Origin of the sequence: Oryzifoliimicrobium ureilyticum (genome assembly GCF_037199735.1) — a bacterium.
Classification (GTDB): domain Bacteria; phylum Pseudomonadota; class Alphaproteobacteria; order Rhizobiales; family Rhizobiaceae; genus Rhizobium; species Rhizobium ureilyticus.
Map to the genome: position 1 here is coordinate 191,700 of NZ_JBBBVQ010000010.1, position 24,755 is coordinate 216,454.

General features: G+C 56.2%; 23 protein-coding genes. 9 read left to right on the top strand and 14 right to left on the bottom strand.

Annotated elements, in window-relative coordinates; genetic code table 11:
• The 7 genes from VQ830_RS15535 to VQ830_RS15565 all read right to left on the bottom strand — a co-directional run bounded on the left by VQ830_RS15535 (position 1) and on the right by VQ830_RS15565 (position 5,332).
• The gene (locus VQ830_RS15535) at positions 1–753 is read right to left on the bottom strand and encodes a metallophosphoesterase family protein (RefSeq protein ID WP_337269042.1); all 753 of its coding nucleotides are present in this window, start codon (positions 751–753) and stop codon (positions 1–3) included.
• Positions 754–759: 6 nt separating this feature from the next.
• A complete protein-coding gene (gene uraH / locus VQ830_RS15540; RefSeq protein ID WP_337269043.1) occupies positions 760–1,116 on the bottom strand; it encodes a hydroxyisourate hydrolase in 357 nt (118 codons plus the stop codon).
• Positions 1,113–1,640, bottom strand: coding sequence for an ureidoglycolate lyase (locus VQ830_RS15545; protein ID WP_337269044.1), 528 nt, complete (start codon positions 1,638–1,640; stop codon positions 1,113–1,115). Before VQ830_RS15545 ends, uraH begins: the two co-directional genes overlap by 4 nt.
• Before the next feature lie 2 nt (positions 1,641–1,642).
• The gene (uraD, locus tag VQ830_RS15550; protein WP_337269045.1) at positions 1,643–2,137 is read right to left on the bottom strand and encodes a 2-oxo-4-hydroxy-4-carboxy-5-ureidoimidazoline decarboxylase; all 495 of its coding nucleotides are present in this window, start codon (positions 2,135–2,137) and stop codon (positions 1,643–1,645) included.
• Between the two features lie 78 nt (positions 2,138–2,215).
• Positions 2,216–3,136: an allantoinase PuuE gene (gene puuE / locus VQ830_RS15555; RefSeq protein ID WP_337269046.1), complete on the bottom strand. Its 921-nt coding sequence runs from the start codon at positions 3,134–3,136 to the stop codon at positions 2,216–2,218.
• Positions 3,137–3,301: 165 nt separating this feature from the next.
• The gene (locus tag VQ830_RS15560) at positions 3,302–4,009 is read right to left on the bottom strand and encodes a DUF1045 domain-containing protein (RefSeq protein ID WP_337269047.1); all 708 of its coding nucleotides are present in this window, start codon (positions 4,007–4,009) and stop codon (positions 3,302–3,304) included.
• A 144-nt stretch (positions 4,010–4,153) separates the two neighbouring features.
• Positions 4,154–5,332: an NAD(P)/FAD-dependent oxidoreductase gene (locus VQ830_RS15565; RefSeq protein WP_337269048.1), complete on the bottom strand. Its 1,179-nt coding sequence runs from the start codon at positions 5,330–5,332 to the stop codon at positions 4,154–4,156.
• Here VQ830_RS15565 and mnmC2 point away from each other — a divergent pair.
• Positions 5,331–6,050, top strand: a complete 720-nt coding sequence (gene mnmC2, locus VQ830_RS15570) for a tRNA (5-methylaminomethyl-2-thiouridine)(34)-methyltransferase MnmC2 (protein WP_337269049.1) — start codon at positions 5,331–5,333, stop codon at positions 6,048–6,050. The two genes, VQ830_RS15565 and mnmC2, sit on opposite strands and share 2 nt — an antisense overlap.
• Here mnmC2 and VQ830_RS15575 read toward each other — a convergent pair.
• Positions 6,027–9,224, bottom strand: a complete 3,198-nt coding sequence (locus VQ830_RS15575) for a response regulator (RefSeq protein ID WP_337269050.1) — start codon at positions 9,222–9,224, stop codon at positions 6,027–6,029. The genes mnmC2 and VQ830_RS15575 overlap by 24 nt on opposite strands.
• Positions 9,225–9,451: 227 nt before the next feature.
• Here VQ830_RS15575 and VQ830_RS15580 point away from each other — a divergent pair, with 227 nt between their 5' ends.
• The 5 genes from VQ830_RS15580 to VQ830_RS15600 all read left to right on the top strand — a co-directional run bounded on the left by VQ830_RS15580 (position 9,452) and on the right by VQ830_RS15600 (position 15,247).
• Positions 9,452–9,775: a hypothetical protein gene (locus tag VQ830_RS15580; RefSeq protein WP_337269051.1), complete on the top strand. Its 324-nt coding sequence runs from the start codon at positions 9,452–9,454 to the stop codon at positions 9,773–9,775.
• 347 nt (positions 9,776–10,122) lie between these two features.
• Positions 10,123–11,574, top strand: a complete 1,452-nt coding sequence (locus VQ830_RS15585; RefSeq protein ID WP_337269052.1) for a DEAD/DEAH box helicase — start codon at positions 10,123–10,125, stop codon at positions 11,572–11,574.
• A 470-nt stretch (positions 11,575–12,044) separates the two neighbouring features.
• The gene (locus tag VQ830_RS15590) at positions 12,045–13,454 is read left to right on the top strand and encodes a circularly permuted type 2 ATP-grasp protein (RefSeq protein ID WP_337269053.1); all 1,410 of its coding nucleotides are present in this window, start codon (positions 12,045–12,047) and stop codon (positions 13,452–13,454) included.
• Complete coding sequence (locus VQ830_RS15595; RefSeq protein ID WP_337269054.1) at positions 13,454–14,398, top strand: alpha-E domain-containing protein; 945 nt, start codon at positions 13,454–13,456, stop codon at positions 14,396–14,398. Before VQ830_RS15590 ends, VQ830_RS15595 begins: the two co-directional genes overlap by 1 nt.
• A gap of 9 nt (positions 14,399–14,407) precedes the next feature.
• Positions 14,408–15,247, top strand: coding sequence for a transglutaminase family protein (locus VQ830_RS15600; protein ID WP_337269055.1), 840 nt, complete (start codon positions 14,408–14,410; stop codon positions 15,245–15,247).
• Between the two features lie 290 nt (positions 15,248–15,537).
• Here the strand turns inward: VQ830_RS15600 and VQ830_RS15605 are convergent, their stop codons facing one another.
• From VQ830_RS15605 to chvE, 5 genes are all read right to left on the bottom strand, one after another.
• A complete protein-coding gene (locus VQ830_RS15605) occupies positions 15,538–16,137 on the bottom strand; it encodes a nitroreductase family protein (RefSeq protein WP_337269056.1) in 600 nt (199 codons plus the stop codon).
• A gap of 177 nt (positions 16,138–16,314) precedes the next feature.
• Complete coding sequence (gene araD1 / locus VQ830_RS15610) at positions 16,315–17,310, bottom strand: AraD1 family protein (protein ID WP_337269057.1); 996 nt, start codon at positions 17,308–17,310, stop codon at positions 16,315–16,317.
• A 127-nt stretch (positions 17,311–17,437) separates the two neighbouring features.
• A complete protein-coding gene (mmsB, locus tag VQ830_RS15615) occupies positions 17,438–18,646 on the bottom strand; it encodes a multiple monosaccharide ABC transporter permease (RefSeq protein ID WP_337269058.1) in 1,209 nt (402 codons plus the stop codon).
• Between the two features lies 1 nt (position 18,647).
• A complete protein-coding gene (gene mmsA, locus VQ830_RS15620; RefSeq protein WP_337269059.1) occupies positions 18,648–20,183 on the bottom strand; it encodes a multiple monosaccharide ABC transporter ATP-binding protein in 1,536 nt (511 codons plus the stop codon).
• A 94-nt stretch (positions 20,184–20,277) separates the two neighbouring features.
• Positions 20,278–21,342 (bottom strand): multiple monosaccharide ABC transporter substrate-binding protein, encoded by a 1,065-nt coding sequence (chvE, locus tag VQ830_RS15625; protein WP_337269060.1) that lies wholly within the window; start codon positions 21,340–21,342, stop codon positions 20,278–20,280.
• 264 nt (positions 21,343–21,606) lie between these two features.
• Between chvE and VQ830_RS15630 the strand changes: the two genes are divergently transcribed.
• Together VQ830_RS15630 and VQ830_RS15635 are read left to right on the top strand one after the other, a co-directional pair.
• A complete protein-coding gene (locus VQ830_RS15630) occupies positions 21,607–22,647 on the top strand; it encodes a LysR family transcriptional regulator (RefSeq protein ID WP_337269061.1) in 1,041 nt (346 codons plus the stop codon).
• A 74-nt stretch (positions 22,648–22,721) separates the two neighbouring features.
• Positions 22,722–23,195, top strand: a complete 474-nt coding sequence (locus VQ830_RS15635) for a hypothetical protein (RefSeq protein WP_337269062.1) — start codon at positions 22,722–22,724, stop codon at positions 23,193–23,195.
• Between the two features lies 1 nt (position 23,196).
• On the opposite strand, the gene VQ830_RS15640 is transcribed toward VQ830_RS15635, so the two are convergent.
• On the bottom strand, positions 23,197–23,424 hold the full coding sequence (locus tag VQ830_RS15640; protein WP_337269063.1) for a hypothetical protein: 228 nt from the start codon (positions 23,422–23,424) through the stop codon (positions 23,197–23,199).
• Positions 23,425–23,650: 226 nt separating this feature from the next.
• On the opposite strand from VQ830_RS15640, the gene iolG reads away from it, so the two are divergent.
• Positions 23,651–24,640 carry an inositol 2-dehydrogenase gene (gene iolG / locus VQ830_RS15645; protein WP_337269064.1) on the top strand — a complete coding sequence of 330 codons (990 nt, stop codon included), beginning with the start codon at positions 23,651–23,653 and terminating at the stop codon, positions 24,638–24,640.
• Positions 24,641–24,755 lie beyond the last annotated feature (115 nt).

Genomic DNA, 24,755 nt, shown 5'->3' on the forward strand with positions numbered 1-24,755 from the left:
TCAGGGGTGAGACTGTTTGATCCATCCCGTCGCCAAGGCCTCGGCCCATTCGCTCCGTTCGCGGTGACGAGCGAGCGCGACCATGGCGGCCGTATCGTAGGGCACCAGCCGGAAAGCGACAGTCCGGTCGGACGCAACCTTTTCCAGAATGGCATAGGAGGCTGCGGGCGTACCTGTCTCAACCTTGTGGTCAAACGGCTGATCGCTGTCATAGGCCGGACAGCCGACACTCCCAGGGTTCACGATCAAACGCCCGTCTGAAAGGCGAACCGCGCACGGCATATGGGTGTGTGCGCATAGGATCAAAGATTGCTGCAGCCCCGAGGCAAACGCCTCGATTTCTGGAAGAGGCCTTGTGCAGACCAGCCCATCGCGCGCGACCGTGTGCAGCCAGTAGGTCTCATCGTCCTCAGGTGTTGCGTGACAAAGAAAGATGTCATCTCGCCAGATGAGATGGCTGGGTATCTGCGAAAGCCACTTCAGATGCTGAGCCGAGAGTTGATCGAACGCAACGGCATCGGAAGCATGCATCTTGCTCCGATCGTTTTGCAGCAAATATCGATCATGATTACCACGAACGCTCGGAAAGCCTAGCGTCATCAAACGGTCAGCCGTTTTGCCGGCCTCCAGCGGACTCGAAAAAAAGTCGCCGAGATTGACAATATCACCTACGCGTTGAGAGCGGATATCTGCAATCACAGCATCCAAGGCATCGATATTCCCATGGATATCGGCAATCGCGGCAAAGCGCATTTGCAATCAGCTTCCGCGATAGGTTGAATAGCCGTAAGCCGAAATCAGAAGGGGCACGTGATAGTGCCCTTTCTCGTCGGCAATGCCGAAGCGGATCGGAACGAGATCGAGAAAGGGCGGATCGGTCAACGCCGAACCCAGCGCCCGAAGATAATCGCCGACATGGAACACCAATTCGTACGTGCCGCGAACAAAGGCCTCGCCGATGAGAATGGGACCACCGTCAACGCGTCCGTCTGAATTGGTCTCCACGCGCTTCAACAGTCTGCGCATATCGCCATCCAGCCGATAGAGATCGATCGCCATGGCCTCGGCCGGTCGACCCAAAGCCGTATCGAGTACATGCGTCGTCAGTCCGGTCATAGGCTGGGCTCGCTGATGCTGAAAGGTTGATCGTAGAAGAACTCTTGAAGATTGTCGCCTGGGCCGCTGCGGTCGACAACCAGGAAATCGCTGCTTTGACGAAGTGTCATCAGTGGATGGTGCCAGACATTGCGGCGATAATTCACGCCCTGATCGCCGCGCGCCAGGAAAACCTTTGGCTCGTCAGGCTGACCATCTCTGTCTTCGGCGACAATAACCAGGAAGGGCCGGCCGGACAGCGGAGAAAAGCTCTGGCTTCCGAACGGATGCCGCTCCATCATCGTCACCGCATAGGGAAAGCTGCGTGGCTCGCCCCTGAAAATATTGAGGATGACTTCTGCGCCCTCGCCCATCGCTTCCGCCACCGCCAAGCGGTGAAATCGCTGCGTCGTGCCGCCATTGATCAACCGCATGTCGGCGTCCCGTGCTTCGATCACGTCGCCAAAAGGTGCAAAACGGGCTGCCGTGAGAGGCTGGACTGTCAGTTCGCGCGTCGTGGTGGATCCCATCTGAGTGCCCGACATAACTAGGATGCCGCCAAAAGCGCCTGCAGCCGCAGAAGCGCAATTCGCTCGACTTGCCCGCAAGCAGTCGCAAATTCTTCGTCACGAGTGTTATTGATCCGCGTTTCGAACGCATTGAGGATATCGTCTTTTCCGAGCCCTTTGACGGCAATGATAAAAGGAAAGCCGAACTTATCCACATAGGCTGAGTTAAGTGCCGTAAAGCGCGCATGCTCCTCCGCGGTCAGGCGATCCAGCCCCGCCCCCGCCTGCTCACGGCGGCTGTCTTCCGTCAGCTCTCCGGCAATCGCGAGCTTTCCGGCCAGATCGGGATGAGCCCGCAAAACGCCAAGCTTTTCCTCCTGAGAGGCGCCGCGAAAAACGCCTGCCATTGCGTCATGGACTGTTTCGGCTCTCAGGCTCCCCTCGCCAAGGGTCGGAGAGAAAGCTCTCTCCGCGACAAACGGCGAATGCTCGAAAATCCCGCCGAAACGGTCCACAAACTCTGCTTTATCCACGCTTCCACTTTCCTTTGCAGCTTGCCTGCCATTCGTTCCTCAAACCGTCTGCGAAATCGGGAACGGGGGGACGAACCATCACCAGTTTGGTTGATGATGGGCGTGCCAATGCTGAGCGATCTCCAACCGGCGCGGAACCCATACACGATCATGCTTCAACACATATTCGATGAAACGACGTAGGGCGGCTGCACGGCCCGGACGCCCAACGAGACGGCAATGCAGTCCAACCGACATCATTTTAGGACTGCCTTCGCGACCTTCTTCATAGAGCGTATCGAAGGCATCCTTCAGATAGGTGAAAAATTGATCGCCAGAATTGAAACCCTGCGGTGTCGCAAAACGCATGTCGTTGGTCTCCAGCGTGTACGGCACGATCAGGAACGGTTTGGCGTCGACACCCTTCACCCAATAAGGAAGATCGTCGGCGTAGGAATCGGAGGAATAAAGAAAACCACCCTCTTCTTGAGCCAGCCGCAGCGTGTTGTCGGAGGGCTTGCCCTGATAGAGGCCGTAGGGCCGCTCTCCCGTCAATTCGGTATGGAGCCGCACTGCCTCGAGGATGTGCTTGCGCTCCAGTTCCTCAGGAAAATCCTTATATTCCAGCCACCGATAACCATGGCTTGCGATTTCCCAGCCTGCTTCCTTCATCGCTGCCACGGCTTCCGGATTGCGCGCCATGGCCAGCGTCACGCCGTAAACGGTCGCAGTCACTCCCAAGCCGGTGAACATGCGCCACAAACGCCAGAAACCGGCGCGTGATCCATATTCATAGATCGATTCCATGTTGAGATTGCGCTGCCCCTGCCAGGGGGCAGCCCCGACGATCTCCGAAAGAAGGGACTCCGATGCGCCGTCTCCATCGAGAATGCAGCTTTCCCCGCCTTCCTCGTAGTTGATGACGAATTGAACGGCGATATGAGCACCGCCCGGCCATTTTGGATCAGGACTGTTGCGTCCATAGCCAACAAGGTTTCGTGGATAGACTTCGGACATCATCTCAAACCACCTTTCCGATCGGCGCATATCGTCCAGCATTCGCTGCCGCAATTCGGGCGGCCGCAGCGCTGCTCATCGAGCACAAGAGCCGAAAGTAAAGGCTGTGGTCAAGGAAGATGTGTCCGCGTCCAACGCTTTCGAGGCAAAGCCGGCGACGCAGCGCAGCTATGCCCTGCGTCGCAGTCCGATTTTACCAAGGGGATGGAGCGAGTGAACCCGGAAAGGCCCACCCTTCGCCTCCTCGGCAAAGAGGGCAAGATTCGCAACAATGACGGGCCGCTCCAGGACGCCCGCGAAGACTGATTTCAAGACCGGCTCGAAGCGAGGCATATCAAGTGGCCCGATCGGTCCAGTCAGCGGCATATGAAAGCGGAACTCTTCCAAGACGTAAGGATAGCCCCAGCGATGGAGATTGGCAAATTGGGCTGCCGACAAACCATCGGGATCGGCGCGTTCGATTTCCGCCTCCGTCAATGGCGCGCGGTAGCGGTCGAATTCCTGAACGACGGCAGCGGCAAGATAGTCCATGTCCGCGCAAGGAACGGCCGGCAGGAGACTATAGCTGCGGCCACAGCGCCCGATCTCCAGGGTCTGAAGCTCGAATGGCTCGAGCGATCCCGCAAAACGCATCAAGCTGCGTAGAAGCTGCGGTTCATCCGCCTCCTCCAGAAGGCGAAAGGGTGCTTTCAAGAGACCATGAAAACCATAGCGGCGTGGCACGGCCGTATGAAAAGCAATTTCGTGAACGTCTAGGCCGCGCACGGGCGGCGGATCGAGAGCTTCGCCGGAGAAGCTATTGCGCCCCAGCCACTGCATGCCGGTATGGCACAGGGGATCACCTGGCGGCGGCGTGAAGCAAATTGCATAGCGCATGGACAACCTCCGGCGGCATTGGCATGTTCAAGCCGTTGCCTCTAGCTTGCGTGCGATACGTGATTTGCGTGACAGAATGACGAACGAAAGCCCGCAAAGCCCACCACCTCATCAATTTACAAGAGAAATTCGCGGTATCAGTTTCTACCGTTCCGCGATGTCAAGATGATGCGAAAACTGGAAGGATGCTGGAACGGGAAAGGGCAGCGCATGCCCTGCCGCCATCTGGACGGCGGCTTCTGCCAGACGATGTGCCAGCCCGAAGCTGACTTTGAAACCGCCCGTCAGTGCAAAGAGCCATGGATGCGTCGGGTGCGGCCCTATCATCGGATCGCGATCGATAGCTTTTGGCCGCAACCCCGCCCAACGCTCGATGACCGGCGCATCTTTGAGAGCGGGGACAAGATCGCGCGCCGCCTCGATCAACGTGTCGAGCCTTTCATCCGTATCGTCAGGACTGTCAAAACTGTCTTCGCTGGTGCTGCCGACGGCGACGTGGCCCCCTTCATGGGCAACGATATAAAGACCGTCGCGGAAAATTGCTGGAACGGCCGGATCAATATCGGCTTGTAACAACGCCGATTGGCCTTTGACCGGCTGCCCGAGGGATCTTGCCGTCATGCTGCCAAAGGGCTGAAGAAGCGGAAAGGACTGATGTCCGGCGGCCATGATGCACTTCGAGAAAGCAAAATCCGTTCCGTGAATGACAGCCCGCCGCCTTTCAACGTCGATCGCGGTGACGGGGGTGTCGGTGAGCAGGCGGACATGGCGTCCTGCCTGGAGATGGGCGGTCAGCGCCGCAATCAATGCCCTCGGAGCAAGGCGGCCCGCTAGCGTATCGTAGACAAAGCCGTGCTCTCCCGCGCCAGGGTCGATCCAATCCTTGAGCGGTGGCTGATCGACCACATTCCAGCCAAAGCTTCGTCCCTCCGCCTTCCAAAGCGTCGCCGCTTCGCGCATGTGGCCCTCAGCAAGACGGCGCAAATGCGGTTTGGCAAGCGGAATAAGCCTGCCGCAGCGGCGGTAACCTGCACTAAGTCCCGTTGCTGCCTCCAACGCTGCGATCTCTGCTTCAAGCGTCAGCAGCGCGTCGAATTGAAATTGCTTCTTATCGTTCCAGCGGTCAGGCATATGGGGCATGAGCGCCCCAAGCAGACCACCGCTTGCGCCAGCTCCCGGCCGCCTCGCCTCGACCACAGTGGCGGGAATACCGAGCCGCTCAGCGTGAAGGCCAGCCCAAAGCCCCATCACGCCTGCGCCGACAATCAACAAATCTGTCTGCGGTTGACCTTGTCGTAAGGCCGGACTATCGGCTTGCGGCATGATGGAAAAAAATCCCGATGAAAGCGCCGGCACGACGATGGCGCTCGAATGGCATGAAGACGATATGCCTTATTCGCCTTTGTTTGGCGATCACTTTTATTGTCGCACCGACGGGAGGCTGGAATGCGGACATGTCTTTCTGTCCGGCAACCGTTTGCCCGAGCGCTGGCGCGGTCAATCTTCCTTCGTGATCGGCGAGCTTGGCTTCGGCACCGGGCTTAACTTCGCAGAAACCTGGCGCCAGTGGAAAGTGCATCGGCAACCAGACGGCTTTCTGCATTTCATATCTTTCGAACTTTATCCGATGTCGCGTGAGACAATTGCACGGGCGCTTTCCCGCTGGTCGGAAATTTCCGGCGAAGCCGATGCCCTCACAAGGGCTTGGCCCGATGACTGTGCAGGGATCGTGAGGATCGAGCTCGATCCGCAGACGCGTCTCAGCGTCGTGTGCGGCCGCGCGCTGGACGGTGTTGCTAGCGCAGACCCCAAGTTCGACGCATGGTACCTGGATGGCTTTGCACCCTCACGCAACAGTGACATGTGGTCCGCCGACCTGATGCGCTTGGTGTTCGAAAAGACGAGACCGGGCGGGACCTTTGCGACCTACGCGGCTGCGGGTTTCGTACGGCGTAACCTTGCCGCCGCAGGCTTTGCAGTCGAGCGCCGCGAAGGCTTTGCCGGCAAACGTGAAATGCTATGTGGCGTCAGATCCGCTTGAACCTATTTGCTGCGGAAAGTCCTTCGACTTCATCCAAAGCCCGATCTTTTCTTCGAGGATCTCGGGACTGATAGGCTTGAAGATGTAATCGTTCATGCCTGCAGCAAGATATTCCTGACGATCCGCGTCACGCGCGTGAGCAGTCACGCCAATGATGGGAATACGGGTTCCGGCCGCACCTTCTCGCAGACGGATAAGGCGCGTTGCATCCAGTCCGTTCATAACGGGCATCGAAATATCCATCAGGATCAACTGCGGCCGATACTCCTCCCAAGCCTGAACCGCTTCGCGCCCATTGCCGACGACCAGAAAGCGAAATCCCGCCGCCTGCAGGATCTGAGTGAAAACGATCTGGTTGACCTCATTGTCTTCAGCCACCAAAATCTCGATATTGTCAACGGAAAGGCTGCGCTGGTCAGCATCGGAGGGCAAAGACCCTTCCTCTATCCGGTTCATTGTTTTGGGACGCGCACTCGCGCGCGCGCCGCGCACCACGTCCTCAACAGCCTTGAGCAGAACGTTAGCTCGGACTGGCTTCATCAGACAGGTCTGATACTCGCTCGTGTCGAAGCGAGCCATCGCCTCCGACATCTGAATCGACGCTAGAAGGATGACCGGCAGGTTGCTAAATCGCGGTCTAGCGCGAATTGCTTCCACAATTTTGAGATCGACGCCATCGGTCACGTTCTGATCGATAATAACGGCATCGACGTGTACCTTGAGAGCTGCAGCCTCCTCGAGGATCGCCAAGGCAATTTCCCCATTCTCGGCGCCCACTATATCGAACTGAGCAAATGTCAGACGTTCCGCCAAAATTCGTCGACTGACCTCTTCGCCATCGATGAGAAGCACCCTTGCTCCAGCAACGCTTGATACGGAAACGTCGCGCGCACTCATGGAAGGCGCTGCCTTTAGGGGAAGATGCGCAGTAAAGACTGATCCTTCGCCAACTTCGCTGCTGACTTCGATATAGCCTTCGAACAGCTCGACGAGACCCGCCGTAATGGCAAGACCGAGACCTGTTCCCTCGTGCCGGCGCACGGCGGATGTATCGGCTTGCGAAAATTTCTCGAAAATAATCGAGAGCCTATCAGAGGCTATGCCAATACCGGTATCTTCGACCCGCAGCACAAGCATGATTTCTGAGCCGGCGCCTTGTACAAAGGCTAGATCGATCAAAACGTGACCATGCTCGGTGAACTTGATGGCGTTACCAACCAGATTGGTGAGAATCTGCCGGAACCGACCGGCATCGCCAATAACAGCCGAGGGCAGATCGGGCGCTGCGCGCACCAGCAATTGTAAGTTCTTTTCGACAGCCTGTGCGGAGAGAAGCGTTGCGATATCTTCGGCAGCTTCAAGCGGATCGAAGATGCTTTTGCGCAGCTTCATGTCGCCGGTCTCGATTTTCGAAAAATCGAGAATGTCGTTGATGATCGTCAGCAACGCCTTCCCCGATTTGCCGATCACATCGACAAAGGTGCGCTGGCGCGCATCAAGCTTCGTGCGTGAAAGCAATTCAGCCATGCTCAAGACGCCGTTCATCGGCGTGCGAATCTCGTGGCCCATATTGGCGAGAAATTCAGATTTGGTGCGGTCCGCTGCCTCGGAAAGCGTCAGCAGCCGCTGCAAGTCGCTCTCCTTTTGCTTCATCTCCGTCACGTCGGTGAAAATGGCAACCCAATGCTTTTTTTCTGTGAAGCTGGCCTCAACCTTCACCCATCGTCCCTCGACCAGGTATGGCGGCAGAGAAATCGTTCGTCCTCGTGTGATGAAGGGCTTCAGGAAGGCGATTGCGGCGCGCGGATCAGAACCAAAATCGCCGCGCCGAACACAAAACCGGAAGAGACCCTGCCAAGGCATCCCACTTTCCAGATAATGCGAAGGCACGTGCAAGATTGACGCGACACTGGCATTAGACAGAAGAATGACCCCATTGCGAGCGATAAGCATGCCTTGAGCGATGGCTTGCGTTACGTCATGCATCAGCTCCCCAAGACGGGTCACAGCGACTTGCGCCTCCGCAGCCTCCCTTTCCCGTTCGCGGATTTGCGTGATATCCGTGTAGGTAAGCAGAATGCGTTTCTCACGGAGGCGCCTGCACCGGAAAAGAGTGCGCCGACCATTGGCTCCGAACAGTTCGACGGGCTCGTCGCTTCCGCTTTCTAAAACGGCAAGACGCTGCGCGAAGATTTCTTCAGGTGTTTCGCTGCGCTCGTAGGCGCACTGTTGATAGCCAACACTAATCAACTCAAAGAAGGGTTTCCCCTCAAGCGAAGAGGTAAGCGGCGCGGGAACGGACCAGAGGCGAGCAAATTCGTCGCTGATGTGAAGGATCTTGTAGTTTTCATCGAGGATGATGACGCCGACGGGTAGCGCCTTCAGCATCTCTCGGAAGTCAGCCTGCAGTTCGTCGACCTCCTGGCTTGCGACGAAAGCTCTGGGGCCGCTGCCAGTTGCCTGATTCGAATTCCGCAACGAACAAAGGTTGAACTGTCGGCCATCTCTATGAACAATAGGGCTGAAGAAAATGGTATAGTCGCCTTCGAAATCGCAAAGCCTGTCCACCGAGGAGGAAATATGGACACGCAGCGAGATGGGCGCTGCAGCACCTTGCATCTCTGCCCGATCATCTGGACTGATATCGATTTGGAGTGTCTCAAGCGAGCTGTTTGGCGAGGCTCCTATCGTTTGGAAAAAGGCCTTGTTGCCAATCACCAACCGGTTGTCTGCATCTGTCAGAAACAGGGCTTCATGCGAGCTGTCGAGGAGCGCACGCAGCAGGCCAGCATCGTCGGGATCGCGATCAGGGGACGACGATGCTTCAGCAGCGAGCTCAAAAATCCCAAGAACATAAGGTCGGTCGCCATCCGAAACGAAGCTTTCGATCATGACGCGGCTGCGTTCTTTGCCTTCTTCGGCAATACATACAGCCCATTCCTCATTGCCAAAAACAAGAGCGCGACGCTCCTTGTCTTCGCGATCCTCTTCCTCGTAGCGATCGAAAAGCTCTCGGCTGCGATGACCTATGAATTCGGAAACAGTTTTGCCGAAGAAGCGCGCATAGGCATCGTTGACGGCAATGTAGCGCAGCTCGCTGTTCTTCACATATGCCGGTCTGTCCAGATCTTTGATCCGGCGGCAAGCCAATTCTAAAAGTGCCGCCCCAGCCAAACGCCCGCCTCCTTTAGTCCAAATCCTGTACAGTTTATAAGTTGCGCCGGATTAAAAACCGCTTAACCATAAAGGCAATCTTTACGCAGGCAAACACCGCGGTAGGCATTGCAATTCTGACAAAAATTTAATTTCGCCACCGCATTTCAGATCCCAAGGCCGCCATGATTGGGGAGGAACGTTCCAACAGCTCTGGATGAGCTAGTTTCATAAAAAGGAAACGTCCCATGTCTGTGTTGAAGAAATTTGCGACAACCGGGCTCATTGCGCTGACTTTGGGTGGCGCAGCCTTGGCGACATCAACTAATGCCGAAGCAAGATGGAGCCGAGGCTCCTTCTGGGGTGGCGTTGCTGCTGGAACCGTGGGTGGCGTATTGTTATCGGAGGCCGCGCGTCCAGCCTATCCGGTCTATCCGGCTTACCCCGTTTATGAAGGTCCCGTTTATGAGGGTCCAGTCTACCGTACCTATTATCGTCCGGTCTATTGCCACTATGAATGGCGCTATAACCCTTGGGGCGGTCGATATAGGGTCGAAGTCTGCCCGCGTTGATCGCGCGCATTGACTGCTGCGCCCGGTTCCGTTCGCCGGGCGCCAACTGGCTTTGGCACCAGGTTCCTAAAGACAAATAAGCCATTCCGCTTGACATTGAACACAAACTGTCCCACATGCGGCATGGCTTTCACCTTCCGGCCGCCGCGTGAGCGCGCCATCGTCTTTAATGACGAGAAGAGGGAAAAGCGCATTTTTCGTTGAGCCGCTGAGGCGGCGACTGCGCTGGAAGCTTTTTTCCAACAAACAAGTTCCCACTTCACGCGGGGTTCTTGACGCTAAACCACCGAGCAAACGCCAAGCGCGCGTCTGCCGTGTTTTTGCGCATACCGTGGAAGGTATATCTTTTGACTAGTTTCGAATCGCTTGGCGTTTCCAAGCAGATCGCAACAACGCTCGACGGTCTCGGCATCAAGACGCCGACACCTATTCAAGAAAAGGCAATTCCTATTGTTTTCGAAGGCCGGGATCTCATCGGCCTGGCACAGACCGGCACCGGTAAGACGGCGGCCTTCGGTCTGCCGCTGATTGAAAAGCTTCTGGCTGACAACAAACGCGCCGAATCGCGCCATGTGCATGCATTGATTCTGGCTCCGACCCGCGAACTTGTGAACCAGATTTCCGACAACCTGAAGGCCTTCGTGCGCCGCTCGCCGCTGCGGATCAACACCGTTGTTGGCGGCGTTTCGATCAATCGCCAGCAGGAAATACTCGTTCGGGGCACCGAGATTCTTGCTGCCACTCCGGGACGTCTTCTTGATCTTATCAACCGCAATGCGCTCTTGCTTTCAGCGGTTCGCTATCTGGTACTTGATGAGGCCGACCAGATGCTCGATCTTGGTTTCATCCATGATCTGCGGAAAATTTCCCGCCTGGTTCCAAAAAAGCGTCAGACTCTCCTCTTCTCGGCAACCATGCCGAAGTCGATTGCAGAACTGGCTGGCAGCTATCTTACAGACCCGGTGAAGGTCGAGGTAACGCCGCCAGGTAAGGCCGCCGACAAGATCGAACAATATGTTCATTTCGTAAACGGCAAGAACGACAAGACCGATCTTTTGAAGAAGTCGTTGTCGGAAAATCCCGATGGCCGCTCCATCGTCTTCCTGCGCACCAAGCACGGCGCGGAAAAGCTCGCGAAGCATTTGGAACAGGTTGGGTACTCGGTTGCCTCTATTCACGGCAACAAGAGCCAGGGCCAGCGCGAGCGGGCGCTTAAGGGGTTCCGTGATGGCGCCATCAAAACGCTGATCGCAACCGACGTTGCAGCACGCGGCATCGACATTCCGGCTGTCAGCCACGTGTTCAACTACGATCTGCCCGAAGTTCCCGACGCTTACGTGCATCGTATCGGACGCACGGCGCGTGCTGGCCGCGATGGCATCGCAATCGCCTTCTGCGCTCCGGATGAAGCTCGCCTGCTGCGGGACATCGAGAGGCTGATGGGCATCAGCATTCCAGTATCGGGCGGTGAGGCACCGACCGATATGCGTGCTGCTCCTCGCCGTGACTCCAGCCGCAATGGCGCCGGTGGCCGCAATCGCGGACCGAAGCCAGCCTCTGCCGGCCCACGCGATGCAGGTTCCGAAGGCGAGCGTCCTGCGAGTCGCCGTCGTAGGCCAAGTCGTGGCGATGGTAACGGACAGTTCCACGGTCAGGAAGGACGCCAGCATACCGGCCGGCCTTCTGGCGAGGGTGCGACCGCAAAGACGCGGGCACCGGGCGAAGGCCAGAACCGCAACAACAACAAAAACCGTCGCCGCCCTTCGCGTCCGAGCCGAACGGGAACCCAGCCGGCCTGAAAACCAGGCTTGCTGGTTGCAAATTGACGATCGCTTGCACCTGTAAGACAGCGATGGCAACAAAGAGTGAAGAACCGACCATCGCCGCGCAGCAATGCGCGGCGATGTCATTTCCAGTGCCTGCGTCTTACGCAAATGCTTATTTGGCGTGCATGACGGGGAAGAGGCTCGGTGCAGCCGCAGCTTGGGCAAGACCCCTCGGATCGACCTGCCGAACCTCATGATACCGCAAAGTGCGATGTACAAATCAGACCGATACAGCCTGTCAACGGCTTCGGCGCCGCGCCTTTTAGCAAGTTCGAAAAGCACCCGCCAAGTCTCGCTTTTACATATTCCGGTCGCGCCGAAATAAAGCACCAGGGAGTTATCGATAAATTTTTCCGGCAAGAAGGATTTTTCCAGGCAACTGCGCACGCTTCTTGCATTGCTTCCTTCGTTGTATTCAAATGCAACAAAATGGGAGCGCGCCTTTGGCATTTGACGAAATGATCACCGAGGACGAACATCCTCGAAAACCATATGAAAAATATTTTGAGTGGTATAACAATCAGGATCGCGGACACCTGATCAACAAGTCCCGAGATGCCGAGAATATTTTCAGGAAGACAGGCATTACTTTCGCTGTCTACGGCCATGAGGACAGCTCCGAAAAGCTTATTCCGTTCGACATCATCCCACGCATCATTTCTGCGGGAGAGTGGCGCAAACTTGCCCAAGGCATCGAGCAGCGCGTGATTGCGCTCAATGCCTTTCTTGACGATATCTACCACAAGCAGGAGATCGTGCGGGCTGGGCGCATTCCTAGAAAGCTGATCGAGCGCAACGTGGCCTTCCTTCCCGAGATGATCGGCTTCCGCCCACCCGGCGGCGTCTATACGCATATCGTTGGCACCGATATCGTCCGCACCGGAGAAGACCAGTTTTATGTGCTGGAAGACAATGCCCGCACACCGTCGGGCGTGTCCTATATGCTCGAAAACCGGGAAACCATGATGCAGATGTTTCCCGAGCTGTTCCACGAGAACAAGGTGCAGCGCGTCGAAGACTACCCATATCTGCTTCGTCAATCGCTGGCGTCTCTAGCGCCGCCCGGCTGCACCGGCCGCCCCCGCGTCGCGGTTTTAACGCCCGGTATTTATAACTCAGCTTATTACGAGCATTCCTTCCTGGCCGATATGATGGGCGTCGAACTGGTAGAAGGCCAGGATCTTCGCGTTATCGACGGCAAGGTGAAAATGCGCACCACGCGCGGCTATGAGGCGATCGACGTTCTTTACCGACGCGTCGATGACGATTTTCTGGATCCCCTCACCTTCCGGCCGGATTCGGCTCTCGGTGTTCCCGGGATCATGGACGTCTATCGAGCCGGCAACATCACCATTGCCAACGCCCCTGGCACCGGTATATCCGACGACAAGGCGATCTATTCCTACATGCCGGAAATCGTCGAATTTTATACCGGCCGTAAAGCGCTCTTGGAAAATGTCCCCACATGGCGCTGTTCTGAGCCTGACAGCTTGCAATATGTGCTCGACAACCTCGAAGACCTCGTTGTGAAGGAAGTGCATGGTTCCGGCGGCTATGGCATGCTGGTCGGTCCGACGGCATCGAAGAAGGAACGCGCCGATTTTGCTGCCAAGCTAAAGGCAAAGCCCTCCAACTATATTGCGCAGCCGACGCTTTCGCTCTCCACCGTTCCGATCCTCGTCAATAAAGGCATCGCACCGCGCCATGTCGATCTCAGGCCTTATGTGCTGGTGTCGGACAAGGTGCGGATCATTCCCGGCGGGCTGACCCGCGTCGCGCTGAAGCAGGGCTCGCTGGTGGTCAACTCCAGCCAGGGCGGCGGCACGAAAGACACCTGGGTATTGGAGGACTGATGCTCGGAAGAACTGCAGACGGACTTTATTGGATGTTCCGTTACATCGAGCGCGCCGAAAACATCGCACGTTTGGTGGACGCGGGGCTTCGTATGTCGCTGACGCGCAGCGGCGCTGGCGACGATAACTGGGATGGCGTCTTGCAAAGCGCGGGAGTGCGCGAAGCCTATGACAAAAACCGCTCCAAACTAACCAACAGCGAAGCCATCGATTACCTGTTGCGTGAGCGCTCCAACCCCTCGAGCGTGATGTCCTGCATTGAATCGGGCCGCAATAATGCCCGTATGGTGCGCACGGCGCTGACGCGTGAGACTTGGGAAGCGACGAATGAGTGCTGGATCGAACTGAAGGGCCTGTTAGAAAAGCGCGTCAAGGCAGCCGAACTTCCAGGTGTCATCGACGTGATCAAGCGCAGGGCCGGCCTGATCCGAGGTGCTTTCCACGGCTCCATGCTGCGAAACGAACTCTATAACTTCGCGCGCATCGGCACATTCATCGAGAGGGCCGACAACACCAGCCGGATCCTTGACGTTAAATACTACGTGCTTCTGCCATCGGTATCGCAGGTCGGTTCGTCCGTCGACAACATTCAATGGGAATCGATCCTGCGCTCCGTGTCGGCGCACCGCGCCTATAGCTGGGCCTACGATGGCGAGTACAAATCCGCTAACATTGCCGATTTTCTGATCCTCAATGGTCAGATGCCGCGCTCACTTGCCTATTGCTACGAAAAGATCGTCAGCAATCTTGCGTATATTTCGGCAAGCTACGGCGGCGAGCGTCTGGTGGCGCATGATACCGCCGACGCTATCCACCGTTCCCTGAAGGAGCATAATATCAAGGACATCATGGACCGCGGGCTGCACGAATTCCTTGAGGATTTCGTCAACCGCAACAATCAGCTTGGCGCCGAAATCTCCGACGGTTATCGGTTCTATGCGTAAGGGGCGGCGATGAGATTGAAAATCAGCCACACGACGGAATATGTCTACGATGAGCCGGCCAAGTTTTCCTTGCAGCGCTTGCGGTTGACGCCCCCGACAAGCATAGGCCAGGCAGTTTTGAACTGGCGGCTCGACGTTGATGGCGCAAAGCCTGAAGCAAATTACGAAGACCAATATGGCAACCACGTCACCCTGGTCTCTGTCGAAGGAGAGCAGAACACCACCCGCATCACAGCCGAAGGCGAAATCTATACGGAAGACAGAAATGGCATGATGGGCCCCCATGTCGGGTTCTGTCCACTATGGCTTTTCCTCAGAGAAACGTCCCTGACGAAAAGCGGCAAGCTCATCCGCGACCTCGTCAAAAGCGTCCCGCCGGGAGAGGAATTGGCGAGGATGCACGAATTGATGGCTCTGATCCGCGAGAATGTCGATTATCAGCCCGGCGCAAGCACGACAGCAACGACGGCCGAGGAAGCCTTGGAAAAAAAGAGTGGCGTTTGTCAGGACCACGCTCATATTTTCATTGCGGCCGCCCGGACGATAGGGATACCCGCACGCTACGTCTCCGGTTACCTTTTGCTTGAAGAAACGACACAGCAGACAGCGACCCATGCCTGGGCCGAAGCCCATATCACTGGTCTCGGCTGGGTCGGCTTCGATCCGGCCAACAAGATCTGCCCCGACGACCGATATGTGCGTCTGGCCTCCGGGCTGAGTTACAAAGATGCAGCACCTGTCTCGGGTATGCGAATTGGAACACCAGGAGAAACCTTGTCAGTGTCCGTCAGCGTTGAGGGGTCGGAACAGTCTCAAAGCAGCCAAGGGCAGAGCCAATCTCAGAGCTGACGCTCTTGCAGCGACCAAAACTGTGGCGAAGTTCCCACCCCTCAGTCCACCATATCAAGGCGGTTGAGCTACCGAACCATGTGCTCAGAAATAGTGTCCCTGGTCTTCTCAAGGCCTGCGCATCCTGATGCCCGCTAAATGCTGGAAAGCTCAACCACGGCATGGATGACGCGCAGCGCGATAAGCAGCCTTTGAAAAAATGCGCAGCGCCTTTCATCAAAGCGCTGCGCCGTTGTTTTATTTTGCGTTAGCGGAAGATGGATGGGCGCTGCCGCCGACCGCCAATACTGTTAGCCGAAAACCTTGAAGCGAACGGCATCGTCAATAAACGCCTTGTCGCCAAACGGCTGTAAATTCGAACCAAACGGCATCTGGGCGCGCAGCTTCCATGACGGTGGAACGTCCCAGGTCTGCGCGACTTCTGCGTCGACCAGGGGATTGTAATGCTGCAGGCTTGCGCCGATACCGGACTCAGCAAGTGCTGTCCAAACTGCAAACTGCGCCATACCGCTCGACTGCTCTGACCAGATTGGGAAATTATCGGCATAAAGAGCGAACTTTTCCTGCAGTTCCTTGACCACGTCCTGATCTTCGAAGAACAAAATCGTGCCTGCACCGGCGGCAAAACCATTCACGCGCGCTTCGGAGGCTGCAAAAGCATCTTCTGGAACGATCTTACGAAGCGCTTCCTTGACCATCGACCAGAACTTTTCGCTTTCAGCGCCAAACAAGATGACAGCGCGCGAGCTCTGCGAGTTGAAGGACGAAGGCGCATGGCGCACAGCTTCCTTGATGAGATGAGTGACAGCATCTGGCGAAAGTGGGAGGTCTTTGCCGAGAGCATATTGTGTACGGCGCTTCTTGATAACGTCAATCACAGCATTCGTCATGAATTTGATCCTTTCCATATAAGATAAGGGACGCTCCATAGCTTGGGAGGGAGCGATAGGGGCGCAATATAGGGGATTTCTTCCGGTAGACACCCGACGGAGACGGGAAACTGCCGATGGTCGGCAGCATGAAGAAGGGCGCAGCGGAAAAAATCCGATGCGCCCTATGGAAGAAGCTTAAAGCTGCTGGACGGAGATCGTCTCTTCGCTCGCGATCTTCAGCGGGTTCTTCAAGGGCAGGCCGAAATCCGCAGCCTCGATTTCGAAAACGTCGCCTTGCTGCGTCTTGATGCCATCGGCAAAAGACAGCGTTGCCGTGCCGAACATGTGAACATGGACATCGCCGGGAACGCGGAAGAGATCGTACTTGAAGTGGTGATATTCCAAGTTGGCGAAGGTGTGGGACATGTTGGCTTCGCCTGACAGGAAGGGCTTTTCGAACAAGACTTCGCTGCCGCGGCGAATACGCGATGTTCCCCTAATGTCTTCAGGAGCCGCACCGATGCGGATCTCAGGACCGAAGCTTGCCTGTCGCAGCTTGGAATGCGCGAGGAACAGATAGTTCTGGCGCTCCGTGACGTGGTCAGAAAACTCATTTGAAAGTGCAAAGCCGATGCGGAACGGCTGTCCCTTGTCGGAGATCACGTAGATGCCAGCCATTTCAGGCTCTTCACCGCTATCAAGCGCGAAAGATGGCGAGACGAGAGGCTGGCCAGCGGCAACGGCTGCATAACCGTTACCTTTGTAGAACCATTCCGGCTGCACACCCTTTTCGCCAGGCTTCGGCTTGCCGCCTTCGAGGCCCATGCGGAACATTTTCATCGAGTCCGTTAGCGTTTCCGCGTCGGCTTCGCTTGCTTTTTTATGCATGGAATCACGCGTCGCAGCCGAGCCGAGATGCGTCAGACCGGTTCCGGTCAAGTGAAGGTGGGCTGCATCCGGATGGCTAATGGGGGTCAGGAACCGGCCCTCGGCATAGGCGGCCCCCAGATCGACGACATCGCCAAAACCATGGGCCTTGATGACCTCGATGAGCGACTTGCCGCCATTGGCAGCTTCCATAGCAAGTGCGTAAACGCTCTTGGCACCTTTAACGAGATGGGCGGCCTGGCCCACTTCACGAACGACGACTTGAAGCTCTCCGTTCGATCCTTTGATCTGAGATATAAGCACGTTTCTGTCCTCTTGAATCCATTGGGGCATCATCTGGACCTAGGAGGGAGCCTTCCGATCGAGTCGGCTCACATCGCCCATGCCGCCTTAGAGAATAAGGGGCCGCCAAAACAGCCCCTTCCAAGCCTTAGCCTTTGTTCTTGTTATAGATGTCGAAGAAGACGGCGGCGAGCAGCACGAGTCCCTTGACCATCTGCTGGAAGTCAATGCCGAGACCGATGATCGACATGCCGTTGTTCATGACGCCCATGATGAACGCGCCGATGACGGCACCCGTGATCTTGCCAACGCCACCCGATGCAGATGCACCGCCGATGAAGCAGGCCGCAATCACGTCCAGTTCGAAGCCAACGCCAGCCTTTGGCGTAGCAGAGTTCAGACGTGCTGCCACGATCATGCCGGCAAGACCTGCCAGGACGCCCATGTTAACGAAGGTCAGGAAGCTGAGGCGCTCGGTATTGATGCCGGAAAGCTTGGTCGCCTTTTCATTGCCACCCATTGCATAGATGCGGCGGCCGATCGTGGTGCGGCGCGTCACGAAGCTGTAGATGGCAATCAGCACCAGCATGACGACAAGAACGTTTGGAAGTCCCTTATAGGTGGACAGCTGGTAGCCGAGCCACACAATCGCGCCCATGATGATGACGTTCTGGGCGAGAAAGAAGCTCAAAGGAGCAACATCAATACCGTGGCTCTCGTTCACTTTACGGCGACGCCAGCCAAGAACCAGCAGGATCACGGGAATGAGGATGGTCAAAATGATCGATGTCGAATGCAGCGGCATTCCGGCAACGGTGATCATATCGCCGGGCAGGAAGCCGGTGCTGATGATTTGGAAATCCCGCGGAAACGGACCAATGTTCTTGCCGTCAAGGATGAAGAGCGTCAGCCCGCGGAAGACGAGCATGCCCGCCAAGGTAACGATAAAGGAGGGAATGCGATGATAGGCGATGAAATAGCCCTGCGTTGCTCCGATAACCCCGCCAAGCATGAGGCATAGAAGGCCGGCGAGCACATAGTTCATCTGCCAATTGACGGTAAAGATCGCCGCTAGAGCACCCACAATCGCCACGATCGAGCCGACCGAAAGGTCGATGTGACCGGCGACAATCACCAAAAGCATGCCAAGCGCCATGATGACGATAAATGAGTTCTGCAGCACGAGGTTCGTGAGATTAACCGGTCTGAACAGAACGCCCTGGGTGTAAACCTGGAAGAAGACCATGATCGCCACGAGGGCAATCAGCATGCCATATTCGCGGATGTTGCCACGGATATAATCCATGACGGACATCACGTGGCTCTCCTCGGATGCTGGTGTGTTGACAGGAGTCATTTTATTTTTTCTCCCCTGAGCGCATGATAGCGCGCATGATGCTTTCCTGGCTTGCCTCGCCTTTCGGCAGCTCAGCGACGATGCGTCCTTCGTTCATGACGTAGATGCGGTCGCAGTTTCCGAGGAGCTCCGGCATTTCCGATGAGATCATCAGAACGCCCTTTCCGTCGGCAGCCAGCTGGTTGATGATAGTGTAGATTTCGTATTTCGCGCCGACGTCGATACCGCGCGTCGGTTCGTCCAGGATCAGAACCTCTGGGTTCGAGAACAACCACTTCGACAGGACGACCTTCTGCTGATTGCCGCCTGAAAGGTTGACTGCCTGCTGGAAGATACCAGACGAGCGAATGCGCAACTTCGAACGATAATTCGTCGCGACCTTCGATTCCTTGATGGAATCGATAACCGCGTTGTTCGAAACACCGACAAGATTGGCAAGCGTCGTGTTGTGAACGATCGAGTCGTCCAAGACGAGACCGAGATGTTTTCTATCTTCGGTCACATAGGCCAGTCCGGCATCGATTGCCTTGCGCACAGTGCTGACATCGACGGACTTGCCGTTCATCAGGACGTCGCCTGAAATCTTGTGGCCATAGGAACGGCCGAAAACGCTCATCGCGAACTCGGTACGGCCAGCGCCCATAAGACCCGCGATACCGACGACTTCGCCCTTGCGCACAGTGATGTTGATATCGTGCAGAACCTGACGATCGCGATGCTGCTGATGGAAGGCATTCCAGTTCTTGACTTCAAGTATGGTTTCGCCGATCGGCACGGAGCGTGGCGGATAGCGGTCTTCGAGATCACGTCCGACCATGTTGCGAATGATGACGTCTTCGCTGACTTCCTCGGTGTGACAGTCGAGTGTCTTGACCGTCATGCCGTCGCGCAGAACCGTAATCTGGTCGGCAACTTTTCGCACTTCATTGAGCTTGTGCGTGATGATGATCGACGTCATGCCCTGCTTGCGGAATTCCATGAGCAGGTTGAGCAAGGCGTCGGAGTCTTTTTCGTTGAGCGAGGCGGTCGGCTCATCGAGGATCAGAAGCTTCACGCTCTTGGACAGCGCCTTGGCGATTTCGACCAGCTGCTGCTTGCCGACGCCGATATCGGTCACCAACGTCTCTGGCGATTCCCGAAGGCCTACCTTTCCAAGCAGCTGACGCGTGCGATTGAACGCTTCTTCCCACTTGATGACGCCTTTGGTGGCCACTTCATTTCCGAGGAAGATATTTTCAGCGATGGACAACATCGGCACCAGGGCAAGTTCCTGGTGAATGATCACGATGCCGATATCTTCGGAATCCTTCAAAGCCTTGAAGTTGCGAACTTCGCCTTCATAGGCAATCTCGCCTTCATAGGTTCCGGCAGGATAAACACCTGACAGGACCTTCATCAGCGTGGATTTACCGGCGCCGTTTTCGCCTACCAATGCGTGGATTTCACCCTGCTTGACCTTCAGATTGACGTTGGACAGCGCCTTAACGCCTGGAAACGTCTTGGTGATATTCCGCATTTCGAGGATTGTATTGGTCATGTTCTCTTAATCCAGCGCCGCCTAGCCCAAGGCTGGAGCGGCGATCAATGGAATCGGGGCCGACGCTTTGAAGCACCGGCCCCTCGTTTGTTTATTACTTCAGCTGGTCAGCCTTGTAGTAGCCGCTTTCTACGAGAACCTTCTCGTAGTTCGACTTATCAACAGCAACTGGCGTCAGCAGGTAGGACGGAATGACCTTCACACCGTTGTCGTAGGTCTTGGTGTCGTTGACTTCAGGCTGCTTGCCTTCCATCAGCGCGTTGACCATGCCAACCGTAACCTTTGCAAGTTCGCGGGTGTCCTTGAAGATCGTCGAATGCTGTTCGCCAGCAATGATCGACTTCACGGAAGGAACTTCAGCGTCCTGACCGGTAACGATCGGAAGCGGCTGGTCAGGCGTACCGTAACCAACGCCCTTCAGCGACGAAATGATACCAATCGAAAGACCGTCGTAAGGCGACAGAACGGCATTGACCTTGGCATCGGTGTAGTAAGCCGACAGGAGGTTATCCATGCGAGCCTGAGCCGTTGCCGGGTCCCAACGAAGCGTACCGACCTTGTCCATGCCGGTCTGGCCGGACTTTACGACGAGCTTGCCGCTGTCGATGTATGGCTGCAGAACAGACATCGCGCCATCATAGAAGAAGAAGGCGTTGTTGTCGTCCGGCGAACCGCCGAAGAGCTCGATGTTGAACGGGCCCTTGCCGTCCTTCAGCTTCAGGCCATCGACGATGGACGTTGCCTGCAGGACGCCAACCTTGAAGTTGTCGAAGGTTGCGTAATAGTCGACATTCGGTGAATTACGGATCAGACGGTCATATGCGATGACCTTGATGCCGGCATCGTGCGCCTTCTGCAATACGTCGGACAGCGTGGTGCCGTCGATGGAAGCGATAACAAGAACCTTGACGCCCTTCGTTACCATGTTTTCGATCTGCGAAAGCTGGTTCGGAATATCGTCGTCTGCATACTGCAGATCAGTCGTATAACCGGCAGCCTGGAGCTGCTTGACGATGTTATTACCGTCGTCGATCCAGCGTGCAGACGACTTGGTTGGCATAGCAATACCAACCGAACCCTTGTCCTGCGCCATCGCAGGAACGACCATTGAAGCAACGCCAAAGGCCGCTGCAGCCATCAACGAGATAATGGATTTCATTTCTCTCTCCCTTGTTAATTACGGAGACGCGAAACCGCCCGCCCCAACTGTGGCAGGTTCCGTCTTGGATTCTTACTTCAGCTTGGTGAGAAAGAAGTAGATCTCCTCCACGATCCCACGCGTCGTGCGCCGTCCAGCACACGGCGGCAAACTGGTATGGATTCCCATAACTGTCAAATAGAATAACTAGCTAAGGCCATAACAAATTTGATATACGGTTAAAAAGTATTACTTTTGAGGGTGCGCAGTTGGGAGGCTGCAACCATGGCGTTAGATGAATCGGGTATGAGTGGCAGTCTTATCGACCTAGAATCCGAGAGATTCGGCAATGATCCGCTTCTGCGATCAGGATTGAAATTGAATCATCTGAGGATGATCATCGCAATCGAAGATAGCGGCCAAATATCGGCTGCAGCTGAACTTCTCAACATTTCACAGCCCGCTGCATCGCGCATGCTGTCGGAGATGGAGGCCGTCATGAAGGCCCCGCTTTGCGAGCGGCTGGCCCGAGGCGTGGAACTGACGACATTCGGTTCGGCACTGGCCAGACGCGCCCGGAAAATCATGCTGGAACTGCGTGAGGCCAACCGTGAAATCACCGAGTTGAAGACCGGAAAAGGCGGGGCAGTTTACGTCGGCGCAGTCACCGCCCCCGCCATGAGCCTCGTTGTGCCCGTCATCGATAAGGTTCGCCGCGCCTTCCCCGGCATCGAGGTCAATATCGATATCGAGACCAGCAATGTGCTTGCTCGTGAGCTTCTTGCCGCCCGTCAGGACTTTATCATCGGCCGTGTTCCCGAAGATCTGAACCCGCGCTTGTTCGATGCGCGTGAAATAGGTGTGGAAAAAGCCTGTCTGATTGTGCGCAACGGCCATCCGCTGTTATTGCAACAGCGCGTTTCGATGGAAGATCTTGCCGGGCGAGACTGGGTCTTCCAGCCCCCAGGCACATTGCTGAGGCGCACGCTGGAGGATCTTTTCCTCAAGAACGACGTTCCGCTACCAAACAATATCGTGAACACGTCCTCTCTTCTGTTCACCTGTGCTCTGGTCTGCGCCACAGATGCGATCGCCCCCATCGCCGTCGATGTCGCCGAGTTCCTGACCGGTCAAAGTTCTCGCGCCTCGGAAGTGCGGGTTTTGCCGATCGATTTCGACATTTCCGTCAAGCCTTACAGCCTGATCACCGTGCGCGAGCGCGCGCTGCCGCCCAGCGCCCGTCTCCTTTATGATTTGATCGTCAAGGAAAGCCAGAGCCGCGACGCCGAACGCAGGCAGGCGATGATCAACCAGTTGGCAGGCTGAAGAGGCTCACAAGCCTCGCACTACGTTCATGGTGAAAAGGTTGCCCTGACAGAATTTTACGGGAGAGCCGTTGCATGCTGTTGGGCCGCACGCCCTTTCAATCCGTTCTCGACAGGCTGGACGCTGAAAACGAGGAGCAAGCCGACGGCGAAGCCTCCTCGTTTTCTCGCATTCAGGGCCTGGGCAGCGGATTTGCGGTTGAGCAACCGTGCCTCAGCGTGCAATCGAGCCGCCGGCCCGATCAGGATTATGTGGATAACCTGCTGGACGTCATGCCAGCAGAGGCTATCGATCTTGAGAAACCTGCCGAAGAACCCCCTGCCCCGCAAATGCCGGAGCATCTCAATCACATCACGCTTGAGGAAATTGAGGCCGAACTTGCAATCAGCGCAGAAGATACGGTCCAAAGCCTCGGCGATAAGCGCCGTCATTTTGCCAAGACCAACCATCCAGACAGCGTTCATGCCGACTTTCGGCCTAATGCAACGATCCGCATGACGATTGCCAACAGTCTGATCGACAAAGCCCTGCGCAGGCTCGCTTACTGACTCATTCCGATGTCTGGTCGTTCGAGAGTGTCGCATCCTCTTCAGGCTGCGGCTTGTACGTAATGACGAGCATATAAAGCGCGTAGACGCCGCAGGCCCCGGACAAGACCGCCCACAACGGATCTCCTCCGAAGATCTCGACCAAGCACCAAGCAAAGCAGACTGCAATGATGGAAAGTCGAACCCAAAGGTGGCGATAGACAGGATGTTTCGGGTCGATGAGCTGCATTGTGCCTCCGCGTGCAAGGAGCGGGACCATACAGGATTGTGCCTTTTATAAAAGTCCCTAGGCGATCTCAGCTTGACGAGTAAGTCCTGATTCATATCAATCGCCGACGGGCTGGATGCGTCTGTCAGACGGTAAAACGAAGCTTGACGCAAGCCTTGGAAAATGGAATGAAAATTCCATTCGATTTTCTATTCGGTTCATTTGTTCCGCATGCAGGGAGGAAGTAATGACTGTCAGATTTGGCCTTCTCGGTGCAGGTCGCATCGGTAAAGTACACGCGCGCGCCGTGACGGGAGATGCAAATGCCAAGCTGGTGGCTGTTGCAGACGCCTTCCCGGAGGCAGCGAATGCGATTGCGAAACAATATGGATGTGAAGTTCGCAGCATCGAAGCCATTGAAACCGCAACGGATATCGATGCGGTGGTTATCTGCACGCCTACGGACACGCACGCCGACCTGATCGAGCGCTTCGCGCGCGCCGGCAAGGCAATATTCTGCGAAAAGCCTGTCGATCTCGACCTTGAACGCGTCAAGTCCTGCATCAAGGTCGTTGAAGAGACCAAGGCAAAGCTGATGGTTGGCTTCAATCGCCGTTTCGACCCGCACTTTATGGCGGTCAAGAAGGCGATTGACGACGGCCGGATCGGCGACGTTGAAATGGTGACGATCACCTCGCGCGACCCTGGCGCCCCACCGGTCGATTACGTCAAGCGCTCCGGCGGCATTTTCCGCGACATGACCATCCACGATTTCGATATGGCGCGCTTCCTTCTCGGCGAGGAGCCGGTATCCGTTCTTGCAACGGCAGCCGTTCTTGTCGACAAGGCGATTGGGCAAGCCGGCGATTACGACAGCGTCTCTGTCATCCTGCAAACTAAATCCGGTAAGCAGGCGATCATTTCAAACTCGCGCCGCGCGACATATGGCTATGATCAGCGGATTGAAATTCACGGTTCAAAAGGCATGGTTGCAGCGGAAAACCAGCGGGCTGTCTCCATCGAAATCGCCAATGGCGATGGCTATACACGCCCACCGCTCCACGACTTCTTTATGACCCGCTATGTCGAGGCCTATGCGAACGAAATTGCAGGCTTCATTGCTGCAATCGAACAGGGCGCTGCCATCACACCGACTGGAACCGATGGGCTGAAAGCACTGGCACTGGCCGATGCCGCCCTTCGCTCCGTCAAGGAAGGCAAGCTGATCGCGGTTTAAGCCAAAGTGCCGATCAAATATTTGAAGTTCACGCCGCGCTTTTCATCGAGCGCGGCGTTTTTCANTGGAACCGATGGGCTGAAAGCACTGGCACTGGCCGATGCCGCCCTTCGCT

What these genes read in the sequence shown, in the direction of transcription:
- VQ830_RS15535 (WP_337269042.1), bottom strand. Translation starts at nt 753, where the DNA reads ATGCGCTTTGCCGCGATTGCCGATATCCATGGGAATATCGATGCCTTG.
- uraH (WP_337269043.1), bottom strand. Translation starts at nt 1,116, where the DNA reads ATGACCGGACTGACGACGCATGTACTCGATACGGCTTTGGGTCGACCG.
- VQ830_RS15545 (WP_337269044.1), bottom strand. Translation starts at nt 1,640, where the DNA reads ATGTCGGGCACTCAGATGGGATCCACCACGACGCGCGAACTGACAGTC.
- puuE (WP_337269046.1), bottom strand. Translation starts at nt 3,136, where the DNA reads ATGATGTCCGAAGTCTATCCACGAAACCTTGTTGGCTATGGACGCAAC.
- VQ830_RS15560 (WP_337269047.1), bottom strand. Translation starts at nt 4,009, where the DNA reads ATGCGCTATGCAATTTGCTTCACGCCGCCGCCAGGTGATCCCCTGTGC.
- mnmC2 (WP_337269049.1), top strand. Translation starts at nt 5,331, where the DNA reads ATGATGGAAAAAAATCCCGATGAAAGCGCCGGCACGACGATGGCGCTC.
- VQ830_RS15565 (WP_337269048.1), bottom strand. Translation starts at nt 5,332, where the DNA reads ATGCCGCAAGCCGATAGTCCGGCCTTACGACAAGGTCAACCGCAGACA.
- VQ830_RS15580 (WP_337269051.1), top strand. Translation starts at nt 9,452, where the DNA reads ATGTCTGTGTTGAAGAAATTTGCGACAACCGGGCTCATTGCGCTGACT.
- VQ830_RS15595 (WP_337269054.1), top strand. Translation starts at nt 13,454, where the DNA reads ATGCTCGGAAGAACTGCAGACGGACTTTATTGGATGTTCCGTTACATC.
- VQ830_RS15600 (WP_337269055.1), top strand. Translation starts at nt 14,408, where the DNA reads ATGAGATTGAAAATCAGCCACACGACGGAATATGTCTACGATGAGCCG.
- VQ830_RS15605 (WP_337269056.1), bottom strand. Translation starts at nt 16,137, where the DNA reads ATGACGAATGCTGTGATTGACGTTATCAAGAAGCGCCGTACACAATAT.
- mmsB (WP_337269058.1), bottom strand. Translation starts at nt 18,646, where the DNA reads ATGACTCCTGTCAACACACCAGCATCCGAGGAGAGCCACGTGATGTCC.
- mmsA (WP_337269059.1), bottom strand. Translation starts at nt 20,183, where the DNA reads ATGACCAATACAATCCTCGAAATGCGGAATATCACCAAGACGTTTCCA.
- chvE (WP_337269060.1), bottom strand. Translation starts at nt 21,342, where the DNA reads ATGAAATCCATTATCTCGTTGATGGCTGCAGCGGCCTTTGGCGTTGCT.
- VQ830_RS15630 (WP_337269061.1), top strand. Translation starts at nt 21,607, where the DNA reads ATGGCGTTAGATGAATCGGGTATGAGTGGCAGTCTTATCGACCTAGAA.
- VQ830_RS15635 (WP_337269062.1), top strand. Translation starts at nt 22,722, where the DNA reads ATGCTGTTGGGCCGCACGCCCTTTCAATCCGTTCTCGACAGGCTGGAC.
- VQ830_RS15640 (WP_337269063.1), bottom strand. Translation starts at nt 23,424, where the DNA reads ATGCAGCTCATCGACCCGAAACATCCTGTCTATCGCCACCTTTGGGTT.
- iolG (WP_337269064.1), top strand. Translation starts at nt 23,651, where the DNA reads ATGACTGTCAGATTTGGCCTTCTCGGTGCAGGTCGCATCGGTAAAGTA.